The sequence below is a fragment of the Pantoea alfalfae genome, from assembly GCF_019880205.1.
In the GTDB taxonomy this organism is placed as follows: domain Bacteria; phylum Pseudomonadota; class Gammaproteobacteria; order Enterobacterales; family Enterobacteriaceae; genus Pantoea; species Pantoea alfalfae.
Genome location: NZ_CP082292.1, coordinates 2,664,595 through 2,675,918 on the forward strand (window position 1 = coordinate 2,664,595; position 11,324 = coordinate 2,675,918).

Here is an 11,324-nt window from a genome sequence, read left to right on the forward strand (position 1 = left end):
GCTGTTGGAAATAGCCGGCCATTCTACCTGGATTCGCGTTTGACGCCAAACCACTGATGATACCAACGGGGCATTAATTGATCCCGCAAGGTCGAAACCTGCGCTCTGCCCTGCGCTATCCTGATACTGATTTGTCCTGACTGGCCCGTATCCAGCCACTGAAAACCGGCCGTTCGATAGTTTTCCAGCACATTTTTCGCGGGCATACGCCATGCATTGTAGCGTGCCAGCGAGGCGATAGCGGTGTGGCCTGCGGCTTTACGCAGCAGCAATGAGGTCGACGAAGTACGGCTGCCGTGGTGCGGGACCTGCAGAATATCGACCTTCAGCCCCTGCTTCTCCAGCGCCACCAGTTGGCGTTCCGCTTTCGCTTCAATGTCACCGGTTAACATCAGACGAACCTGACCATCATCGACGATCACCACACAGGAGTCATTATTTCCGCCCGGCAGGGGGGCCGTCAGCGGCCAGACCACCCGAAAGTGGAGCTGCCGCCAGCGCCACTGCGTGCCCCGTACGCAGGGTAAGTGTGCCTCATCAGCCAGCGCACTTCTGACGTCAACCGCTGGCCAGCGTTGCGTAATCGCCTCCAGCCCGCCAGTATGATCCAGATGCTTATGACTCAGGATGACCTGTTTTAACCGTAACTGCCTGCGCTCCAGCCACGGAATGATCACCCGACTCCCCGCATTATCGTTCTGCCAGCGCGGGCCGGTGTCATACATTACGGCCTCGTCGCCCTGGCTGATCACCAGACTCAGACCGTGCCCGATATCCAGCATATCGATGCGCCAGCCCTGCTCCTGATTTGGCTGGCGACTCAGTATCATCGCCAGCGCTAACGCGCAGCTGCTTAGTGGCAGAGAGAAGAAGAGCTGCGCACGCCAGAGAATCAGGCCACCCCATACCATGACCGTAAACCAGGTTGTGCCACTCAGCGGCCACCAGCCTGGTGGCAGCAACGTCAGGCAATGAAACAGTGCGCGTAAAGAGAGATCGGCCGCTCCCCAGAAGAAGCCAGATAAATGCGCCACCGGTAGCAGCAGGGCGAGCGTCACCAGAGGCATGGTAATAAACGAGACGACCGGAATCGCGACAACATTCGCCACCAGCGCAGTCAGGCTGATGCCGTTGAAAATCGCCACCTGCAACGGCACCATTAAAATCATCATGCCCGCCTGCAAATGCAGTAGCTGTACCGGAATCCAGCGCCATTGATGGCGGAACTGTGCAGGCAGCGGGAACCAGTGATACCAGACCAGCAACATGCCGACAGCCAGTACCGAAAGCCAGAAGCTGTCAGACAGCACGGTCAGTGGATCCATCACCAGCAGCAACGCAATACAGAACGTCCAGATCTGCCAGCTGTTCAGCTGAACACCCGCAAGCCGTGTTATCGTCCATAGCGTCAGGGCGAGCAGAGAACGGGCTGCAGGAGGCTGCGCCCCTGAAAGCCAGGTATAGATTGCTGCAAACAGCCAGCTCACGATGAGGGGAAAAAGATAGCCGATAAAGCGGGCTGGCAATATAAACTGCACGCCTCGCGCAAGCACCCAGCCAGTGCTGGCTGCCAGGGCAATATGCATGCCCGATATCGCCATCAGGTGCGCCGTGCCGGTATCACGCAGTAGCTGGCGCGTCTGCGGGCTCATTTCCTCCCGGATACCAAATGCCAGCGCCTCCAGCGTGCCACGCGAAGGCATTTCACGGGTCCTGTCACGGTGCCCTACAATAAATCGCCAGCGGCCATCACAGCGATCGCTGATAGCATCCTGTTTAAGGATCCGCCCCTGAAGCGGCGTATTATTCGCGAGTGCAAAACGCTGTGCATCAAAGTCGCCTTCATTAAGGCGGGCATGGACCGGTCGCAGACGGAGGTGCATGGTCCAGCGCTGGCCCGGACAGTAAATCTCTGGATCAGTATCGAAAAAGAGCCAGGCAAAGCGAGGCGGAAATATCATCCTGCCCTGTTCTTCAAGCAGACGAACCCGGATTTGCTTCCGCTCTTTTCGCAGTTCACTGATCTGAAGGGTGTAGGTGGCAGGACGCGCCGAGAACTTTTCGATATCCCGCACCATCAGACGCGCGTCGTTACAGGCCCATGCCAGAAACAGCAGAGTAAGACCGGCCAGACGGACAGGTTGGTAAGGGCAATGCAGCAGAGCCAGTCCTGTGAGGAGGAAGCCCCACATCACCTCACCGGAAGGCAGCCGCGCCATCAGCAGTAGCGGTAACGTTGCAACGATCGCCAGTCGCGCCAGAATGGTCCATGTCAGCATAATCATATCCATTGATTCAGTTCGATTATTCTGGGCAATTGGGGAGAAATTAACAGTGGACAATGAGTGAGGCTGGAGCCGTTTCGCAAGGAGAGCGCGGCATTGCAGTGTGGATGACCGTAATCTGGATGTCAGGTCTCAACCTGGATAGCAGGCAAAAAAAACGACATCCGGAGATGTCGTTTATCTGGTTCGGTATCGGCTTAGCCGTAGATATTTGCGCGATCGCGCAGTTCTTTGCCTGGCTTAAAGTGGGGAACGTATTTACCTTCCAGATCCACTTTGTCACCCGTTTTCGGGTTACGTCCAGTACGCGGAGCGCGATAGTGCAAAGAAAAGCTGCCGAATCCCCGGATTTCGATGCGTTCGCCTTGTGCCAGCGTAGTGGCCATATGCTCAAGCATCTCTTTTACTGCATCCTCAACGACTTTCGCCGGTATATGAGTATGCTGTCCCGCCAGTCTTTCGATCAGTTCTGACTTGGTCATGTAACCTCCGGTTTATCCCTGTAGGAATGTATGACAGCTTTTACCGAAACCGGGTGGTTGCCCACCCGGTGCTTCAGGTCGATTACTCGCCTTTAGCCGCTTTGAACGCTTCAGCCATAGCGCTAGAGAAATTGCCTTCTTCCTGTTTGGTGTTAACAGTATTGATAGCTTCTTTCTCATCAGCCTGGTCTTTCGCACGGACAGACAGGCTTACGACACGGTTTTTACGATCAACGCCGGTGAACTTAGCTTCAACGTCGTCGCCAACGTTCAGAACCAGAGTTGCATCTTCAATGCGGTCCAGTGAAGCTTCAGAAGCGCGCAGGTAACCCTCAACGCCGTCTGCTAATTCAACTGTAGCACCTTTAGCATCAACTGCAGTCACTTTACCGGTGACGATGGCACCTTTCTTGTTCAGAGTGATGTAGTTGTTGAACGGATCTTCTGCCAGCTGTTTAACGCCCAGAGAGATACGCTCGCGCTCTGCATCAACCTGCAGTACAACGGCAGCGATTTCATCGCCTTTTTTGTACTCACGAACGGCTTCTTCGCCGGTCGCGTTCCAGGAGATGTCAGACAGGTGAACCAGACCGTCGATGCCGCCGTCCAGGCCGATGAAGATACCGAAGTCAGTGATTGACTTGATTTTACCTTCAACACGATCGCCTTTGTTGTGCGTCTCAGCGAACAGCTGCCATGGGTTAGATTTACACTGTTTCAGACCCAGGGAGATACGACGACGCTCTTCGTCAATGTCCAGAACCATAACTTCAACAACATCGCCTACGTTAACAACTTTAGACGGATGGATGTTTTTGTTGGTCCAGTCCATTTCAGACACGTGTACCAGACCTTCAACGCCTTCTTCGATTTCCACGAAGCAGCCATAATCAGTCAGGTTGGTAACACGACCGGTCAGGCGGGTGCCTTCCGGATAGCGTTTAGCGATAGCAACCCATGGATCTTCGCCCAGCTGCTTCAGACCCAGAGAAACACGGGTACGCTCGCGGTCGAACTTCAGCACCTTAACGGTGATTTCGTCGCCAACGTTAACGATTTCGCTTGGATGCTTAACGCGTTTCCATGCCATATCAGTGATGTGCAGCAGGCCATCAACGCCGCCCAGATCAACGAATGCACCGTAGTCAGTGAGGTTCTTAACGATACCTTTAACTTCCATGCCTTCCTGCAGGTTTTCCAGCAGCTGATCGCGCTCTGCGCTGTTTTCGGATTCGATAACCGCACGACGTGAAACCACGACGTTATTGCGTTTCTGATCCAGCTTGATGACTTTGAACTCAAGCTCTTTGCCTTCCAGGTGCAGCGTATCGCGCACCGGACGCACATCTACCAGTGAACCTGGCAGGAACGCACGGATACCGTTGAGCTCAACTGTGAAGCCGCCTTTAACTTTGCCGTTGATAACACCGGTAACAGTTTCAGCGTCTTCGTAAGCTTTTTCCAGCGTGATCCATGCTTCATGGCGCTTAGCTTTCTCACGGGACAGCAGGGTTTCACCGAAGCCGTCTTCCACTGCATCCAGAGCAACATCAACTTCGTCGCCTACCTGGATTTCCAGTTCGCCGGCTGCGTTCTTGAACTGCTCTGCAGGAATTGCAGATTCAGATTTCAGACCCGCATCAACCAGAACGACATCTTTGTCGATAGAAACGACGATGCCACGAACGATAGAACCCGGGCGGGTTTCGATTGTTTTTAAGGATTCTTCAAATAGTTGAGCAAAAGATTCAGTCATATTGATAATCTTCAGGATTCTTCAATTTAACGTCCATCTGACTTCATGTCGGATGGGGTTGTTTCACATGCCCGGCACCGGATCCGTGGTACAGGGTGATAAATTCAGTTAAGCCGGAATGCCCAGCTTCTCGCGGGCATAGTGTAGCGCTTTTTCAATGACCTGGTCGATAGACATCTCTGTAGAGTCCAGAACCAGTGCATCGGCAGCAGCGACTAAAGGCGCAATTGCGCGGTTACGATCGCGGTCGTCGCGTTCTTTTATCTCGGCTAAAAGGCGGTCAAAGTTAACATTAAAGCCATTTCCCTGCAACTGTAGCATACGTCGCTGAGCACGCTCTTCCGGGCTGGCATCAAGGAAAATCTTTACTGGCGCATCCGGGAAAACCACGGTGCCCATATCGCGGCCATCAGCGATCAGGCCCGGCATCTCACGGAAACCGCGCTGACGGCGCAATAACGCTTCGCGCACCCGCGGAAAGGCAGCGACACGTGAGGCGGTGTTGCTGACCTCCTGAGTGCGGATTTCACCGGTAACATCTTCACCTTCAAGTATGACCTGCATTTCACCATTCTGTGACAAAAAGCGCACATCAAGATGTGCAGCAATCGGCACCAGCGCTTCTTCAGATTCAATGTCCACTTGATGATGCAATGCCGCTAACGCCAGCACGCGATAAATAGCACCGGAGTCCAGCAGATGCCACTGCAGCGATTCTGCCATCGCTTTGCACAGGGTTCCCTTTCCCGCTCCACTTGGCCCATCAATAGTTATGACCGGGGCAGTTACTGTCATTATTCCCTCCTGTTGCTGCGTGCATTATGACCTTCAGGTCACCCTTAATGCTTAGCATTATACGCTGCATAGCAAGGCTTGGTTACCCTTTCGCACTGACCGGGTTCGAAATGTTAGTCAATTCAGAGGATATCGGTCAGGTTACAGCCAGATTAAATCAGGGGGAGACCCGGTGCGGAACCGCACCGGAAAGGCGATATCAGGCGTGCTGGCTGATTTTAGCCAGCTGAACAAAATAGTCCGGGAAGGTTTTCGCTGTACAGCCAGGATCGAGAATAGTTACTGGTGTATCGGAAAGGGCAACCAGCGAAAAACACATTGCCATGCGGTGATCGTTGTAGGTACCAATATCAGCATGAATCAGCGATGCTGGCGGTGTAATACGGATATAGTCATGGCCCTCTTCAACTTCAGCCCCCACTTTACGCAGCTCTGTAGCCATTGCGCTCAGTCGATCAGTCTCTTTTACCCGCCAGTTATAAATATTACGTAACTGGGTCGTGCCGTCGGCAAACAGCGCGGTGGTCGCGATGGTCATGGCAGCATCCGGGATATGGTTCATGTCCATATCAATGGCCTGCAGTTTTCCGGCCGTGCAGGCAATGAAATCATCGCCCCACTCAATTACCGCACCCATCCTTTCCAGCACATCAGCGAAACGGATATCGCCCTGCACACTCTGGCGTCCGATACCGGTGACGCGAACCGTGCCACCTTTTATTGCGCCGGCAGCCAGGAAATAGGAGGCGGAAGAGGCATCGCCTTCAACCAGGTAATCGCCCGGTGACTGATACTGTTGCTGTCCCTTAATCAGGAAGCGTTGATAGTTCTGATTCTCAACCCCGACGCCAAAGCACTGCATCAGATTGAGTGTGATATCAATATAAGGTTTGGAAACCAAATCGCCTTTGATAGTGATGCAGGTATCCTGCTGTGCCAGCGGCGCGGTCATCAGCAGTGCTGTCAGGAACTGACTGGAGACGCTGCCATCTACACTGACTTCCCCCCCGGTGAAACCACCGCGTAAACGCAGCGGCGGATAGTTTTCGTTTTCCAGGTACTCAATACTTGCTCCCCCCTGACGAAGTGCATCAACCAGATGCCCGATTGGACGCTCTTTCATGCGGGGTTCGCCGGTCAGCTCAATATCGTGCTCGCCCAAACAGAGTGCAGCGGCCAGAGGACGCATTGCGGTTCCGGCATTGCCCAGAAACAGCGACAACGGTTGAGAGGAGTGCAGCGGCCCGGCATTTCCCGTCACTTCACACACGGTGCGATCGCTGGAGAGCGTATAGCTTACGCCCAGCGCGGTCAGCGCATTCAGCATATGCTTAACATCATCGCTGTCGAGCAGGTTGGTGAGACGGGTGGTACCTTCAGCCAGCGCAGCCAGCAGCAATGCGCGATTGGAAACGCTTTTTGAGCCGGGCAGATTTACGGTGCCATCGACACGCGCGATCGGTTGGAGAGTCAGGGAGTCCTGCATGTGAAACGAAATCCTCAAAAAATACAGAGACCTCGCCCTATGACGAGGTCTGGCATCAGCATCAACGCTGATATCTTAATAATCAGCCGTGACGGCGTTCAAAGTCGACCATGAAATCGGTCAGCGCCTTCACACCTTCCAGCGGCATCGCATTATAAATAGAGGCGCGCATACCGCCTACTACACGATGGCCTTTAAGCGCATGCAATCCTGCCTTAAATGACTCTTCCAGGAACAGTGCATCAAGCGACGCATCCGCCAGCTGGAAAGGAATATTCATGCGCGAGCGATTTTCTTTAGCCACATCGTTACGGTAGAAGCCACTGTGATCGATAACGCCATAAAGCAGGTCAGATTTTGCCTGATTGATACGATCAATTTCGGCCACACCGCCCTTCTCTTTCAGCCATTTAAACACCAGGCCTGAGAGATACCATGCAAATGTTGGCGGGGTATTAAACATCGAATCATTATCGGCCAGCACTTTGTAATCAAGAATTGAAGGTACAGAGGCGTGCGCCTGACCCAGCAGATCGTCGCGAACGATAACCAGCGTTAACCCGGCCGGACCGACATTTTTTTGCGCACCCGCATAAATCACGCCATAGCGGCTCACATCGATCGGACGTGACAAAATGGTAGATGAGAAGTCAGCGACAACAGTTTTATTGCCGAAATCGGGCTGTTCATCAATGGCGATGCCATCGATAGTTTCATTCGGGCAGAAATGCAGATAAGCAGACGATTCACTCACCTGCCATTCGCTCATCGGCAGAATGGCACGTTTACCATCGCGAGTGGTTTTCACATCCAGCGTACGCGGAGAACAATACTTTTCCGCTTCTTTAATTGCACTGTGTGCCCAGTAGCCGCCATCGACATAGTCGGCGCTGGTCGCTTGCCCGAGCAGATTACCCGGTACTGCAGCGAACTGCGCACGCGCGCCGCCATGACAGAATAAAACTTTGTAATTAGCCGGTATTTTTAGCAGATCACGGAAGTCCTGCTCCGCTTCCTCAGCCACCTGAATAAACTCTTTACTGCGGTGACTGATCTCCATTACAGAGGTACCCAGACCGCGCCAGTTCGTCAGCTCCTGTTCTGCACGACGAAGGACTTCAACCGGTAGCATCGCCGGGCCAGAGCTAAAATTATAAACTTGCGTCATTTCCCCTCACCACTGTCATATCGAACGGTTATGAATAACCATCCGGTTTTATCACTGCATTCTGATAGCTGCAATCATAAATCAGGGTGCGGTCACATTTTCTGAATCCGGCTCGCCGGAGGTTATGTTACCAATGCAAATCTGAACGGAATTTTGTGAGGCTTTATCCAGCGCCATCAATTTGCGTTTGGCCAGAGTGCCGCTGTGATGAAAACTACGTCGGTAAACTAAGCCGGTAAAAATGTCCCGCCCTGATAGCGGTCAGTTAGCAAAATCCGTATCATGGCGCGCTTTACGCACCCTATGACAACAGAGAGAGCGGCACTATGACGCAAACATTTATCCCGGGCAAAGATGCCGCACTGGAAGACTCCATCGCGCGTTTCCAGAACAAGCTGCAGGATCTTGGCTTTAACATTGAAGAAGCCTCCTGGCTGAATCCTGTCCCCCATGTCTGGTCAGTGCATATCCGCGACCGCGATTGCCCGCTCTGTTTTACCAATGGTAAAGGCGCCAGTAAAAAAGCGGCACTGGCCTCTGCACTGGGTGAGTATTTCGAGCGTCTCTCTACTAACTATTTTTTTGCTGACTTCTGGCTGGGGAAAAAGATCGCTGACGGTGATTTTGTTCACTATCCCAATGAAAAATGGTTTGCGTTACCAGAGGATGATTCCTTACCTGAAGGCATTCTGGATGCGCGCCTGCACGCGTTTTACGATGCCGACAATGCTCTGACGGCTTCCGGCCTCATTGATTTGCAATCCGGCAATGCTGAGCGTGGTATATGCACTCTGCCCTTTACCCGCCAGTCCGATCAGCACACTGTCTATATTCCGATGAACATTATCGGCAACCTCTATGTTTCAAATGGCATGTCTGCAGGTAACACCGCAAATGAAGCCCGTGTTCAGGGGCTTTCAGAAGTGTTTGAGCGCTACATTAAAAACCGCATTATTGCGGAAGCAATCAGCCTGCCAGCGATTCCTGATGAGGTGATGCAGCGCTATCCTGACGTCATTGAAGCGATTGCGCGCCTTGAAGCAGAAGGCTTCCCGATTTTCGCTTATGACGCCTCGCTGGGTGGCAAATATCCGGTTATTTGTGTGGTACTGTTTAACCCGACCAACGGCACCTGCTTTGCCTCATTTGGTGCGCATCCTGATTTCGGTGTGGCGCTGGAGCGTACCGTCACCGAGTTGCTGCAGGGTCGCAGCCTCAAAGATCTGGATGTGTTTACACCACCGACCTTTGATGACGAAGAAGTGGCTGAACATGCCAACCTCGAAACACACTTCATCGATTCAAGCGGTCTTATCTCCTGGGATCTGTTTAAAGAGACGGCGGATTATCCCTTTGTCGACTGGTCTTTCGCAGGCAGCACCGAGCAGGAATTTGCTACGCTGATGGCGATCTTCGCTTCAGAAGATCAGGAAGTCTATATCGCTGACTACGAGCACCTGGGTGTTTATGCCTGCCGCATTATCGTACCTGGCATGTCTGATATCTACCCGGCGGAAGATTTGTTCCTGGCGAATAACAGCATGGGTGCTGGCATCCGTGCAACCCTGCTTGCCCTGCCTGACAGCAACTGGAATCCGGAAGAGTATCTGGATCTGATTGGACAGCTGGATGATGAAGGTTTTGACGACTTCACCCGTGTTCGCGAGCTGCTGGGTCTGGCAACCGGTAAAGACAACGGCTGGTACACGCTGCGTATTGGCGAACTAAAAGCGATGCTGGCGCTGGCGGGCGGCGATCTGGATCAGGCATTGATCTGGACAGAATGGACAATGGAGTTTAACAGCTCAATCTTTACGCCAGAGCGGGCTAATTACTATCGTTGCCTGCAGACCCTGCTGTTACTGGCAATGGAAGATGAGCGCGATCCGCTGCAATATCATCACGCCTTCCTGCGTATGTATGGTGAGAACGCAATGGAAGCGGCTTCCGCCGCTATCAGTGGTGAGAATCCGTTTAATGGGCTTCAGGCTGTGGATGAAGAGTTGCAGGCATTTCCGGCTCATCAATCCCTGCTTGCTGCATACGAAAAACTGCAAGCTGCCAAACGTCATTACTGGAAAAAAGCGTAAGGCATAACGCCTGACGCTGGAAACAGATAGCTCAACATGGCACTGGATTTATCTGGTGCCATAATTTTCCTCTATCTCAATGAAACATTAGCTGTAATAAAAATACCTTCCGCCACATTCCATTATTTTACTTAACATATAAGATATTAATTTATAACACCGCTTGAATTAAAAACGCGCGCAATCGCCTGTCATTAAAATATATTTGTATTTTTAAAATTTATTTAATACTTTATTTTCAGTAAGTTACGAAATTATTTTTCCATTTAAACGCGATAGCCTGGCTACCATTTCGTCAAACATGATCCACATCAATTACTGACCTATACTCCTTTGTTAGTATTTTTTCAGACAACTTCAGGAGTAAGTTAGTGTGAAAACTGACAACCCTTTTAATCTTTTATTACCCGCCGCAATGGCGAAAGTGGCCGAAGACGCCGGTATCTATAAAGCAACCAAACATCCCTTTACTACCTTCTTTCTGGCCATAAACGCTGGCGTATTCATCTCAATCGCATTCGTTTTTTATATTACAGCGACTACCGGCAGTGGCGCGATGCCTTATGGTATAGCCAAACTGATTGGCGGTATCTGCTTCTCTCTCGGTTTGATGCTGGTCGTGGTGTGTGGCGCCGACCTTTTTACCTCGACGGTACTAATCGTCGTGGCTAAAGCCAGTGGTCGCATCAGCTGGGGTCAACTGGCCCGCAACTGGATTAACGTCTACGCCGGTAACCTGGCCGGTGCACTCTTCTTTGTCGCCCTGATGTGGTTTGCCGGACAGCATATGGTTGCGAATGGTGCATGGGGGTTGAATGTCCTGGAAACCGCCGATCACAAGATGCATCACACCTTTATAGAAGCAGTCTGTCTGGGTACATTAGCTAATCTGCTGGTCTGCCTCGCCGTCTGGATGAGCTATTCCGGTCGCAGCCTGACCGATAAGCTGGTCGTGATGATTCTGCCTGTTGGGATGTTTGTCGCCAGCGGTTTCGAACACAGCATCGCTAACATGTTTCTCATTCCCTATGCCATTACTATCCGCGACTTCGCAACACCTGAGTTCTGGCAGGCTGCTGGCACCACGGCTGCACAGTTTCATTCGCTGACCGTCAGTAACTTTATTCTCCATAATCTGATTCCCGTAACGATCGGTAACATCATCGGCGGTGGCGTTTTGGTTGGGCTGACTTACTGGGTTATCTATCTCCGCAAAGGTGACCAGGTACATTAAACGCATTTTTGACGGCACAGGACGTTGA

Annotated in this window: 8 protein-coding genes; 2 read left to right on the plus strand and 6 right to left on the minus strand. The window is 52.1% G+C overall.

The genetic code is table 11. The annotated features are described in order from the left end of the window. Nucleotides 1-23: 23 nt before the first annotated feature. From K6R05_RS12545 to serC, 6 genes are all read right to left on the minus strand, one after another. A complete protein-coding gene (locus K6R05_RS12545) occupies nucleotides 24-2,279 on the minus strand; it encodes a DNA internalization-related competence protein ComEC/Rec2 (RefSeq protein ID WP_222924267.1) in 2,256 nt (751 codons plus the stop codon). A gap of 203 nt (nucleotides 2,280-2,482) precedes the next feature. After that, nucleotides 2,483-2,767 carry an integration host factor subunit beta gene (gene ihfB / locus K6R05_RS12550; protein WP_003849360.1) on the minus strand — a complete coding sequence of 95 codons (285 nt, stop codon included), beginning with the start codon at nucleotides 2,765-2,767 and terminating at the stop codon, nucleotides 2,483-2,485. Nucleotides 2,768-2,849: 82 nt separating this feature from the next. After that, a complete protein-coding gene (gene rpsA, locus K6R05_RS12555; RefSeq protein WP_003849352.1) occupies nucleotides 2,850-4,523 on the minus strand; it encodes a 30S ribosomal protein S1 in 1,674 nt (557 codons plus the stop codon). Nucleotides 4,524-4,631: 108 nt separating this feature from the next. Next, entirely contained in the window at nucleotides 4,632-5,318 is a 687-nt protein-coding gene (gene cmk, locus K6R05_RS12560) for a (d)CMP kinase (protein ID WP_013357315.1), read from the minus strand. Between the two features lie 199 nt (nucleotides 5,319-5,517). Continuing rightward, nucleotides 5,518-6,804: a 3-phosphoshikimate 1-carboxyvinyltransferase gene (aroA, locus tag K6R05_RS12565; protein WP_161736095.1), complete on the minus strand. Its 1,287-nt coding sequence runs from the start codon at nucleotides 6,802-6,804 to the stop codon at nucleotides 5,518-5,520. An 82-nt stretch (nucleotides 6,805-6,886) separates the two neighbouring features. Next, nucleotides 6,887-7,972 carry a 3-phosphoserine/phosphohydroxythreonine transaminase gene (gene serC, locus K6R05_RS12570; protein ID WP_161736096.1) on the minus strand — a complete coding sequence of 362 codons (1,086 nt, stop codon included), beginning with the start codon at nucleotides 7,970-7,972 and terminating at the stop codon, nucleotides 6,887-6,889. Between the two features lie 326 nt (nucleotides 7,973-8,298). Between serC and ycaO the strand changes: the two genes are divergently transcribed. Further along, nucleotides 8,299-10,062: a 30S ribosomal protein S12 methylthiotransferase accessory factor YcaO gene (ycaO, locus tag K6R05_RS12575; protein WP_222924268.1), complete on the plus strand. Its 1,764-nt coding sequence runs from the start codon at nucleotides 8,299-8,301 to the stop codon at nucleotides 10,060-10,062. Between the two features lie 373 nt (nucleotides 10,063-10,435). Then, entirely contained in the window at nucleotides 10,436-11,296 is an 861-nt protein-coding gene (gene focA / locus K6R05_RS12580) for a formate transporter FocA (RefSeq protein ID WP_161734222.1), read from the plus strand. Nucleotides 11,297-11,324 lie beyond the last annotated feature (28 nt).

Excerpts from the sequence above, each read along its gene's own strand:
- aroA (WP_161736095.1), bottom strand. The coding sequence starts at position 6,804 with ATGCAGGACTCCCTGACTCTCCAACCGATCGCGCGTGTCGATGGCACC.
- ycaO (WP_222924268.1), top strand. The coding sequence starts at position 8,299 with ATGACGCAAACATTTATCCCGGGCAAAGATGCCGCACTGGAAGACTCC.
- ihfB (WP_003849360.1), bottom strand. The coding sequence starts at position 2,767 with ATGACCAAGTCAGAACTGATCGAAAGACTGGCGGGACAGCATACTCAT.
- K6R05_RS12545 (WP_222924267.1), bottom strand. The coding sequence starts at position 2,279 with ATGCTGACATGGACCATTCTGGCGCGACTGGCGATCGTTGCAACGTTA.
- cmk (WP_013357315.1), bottom strand. The coding sequence starts at position 5,318 with ATGACAGTAACTGCCCCGGTCATAACTATTGATGGGCCAAGTGGAGCG.
- rpsA (WP_003849352.1), bottom strand. The coding sequence starts at position 4,523 with ATGACTGAATCTTTTGCTCAACTATTTGAAGAATCCTTAAAAACAATC.
- serC (WP_161736096.1), bottom strand. The coding sequence starts at position 7,972 with ATGACGCAAGTTTATAATTTTAGCTCTGGCCCGGCGATGCTACCGGTT.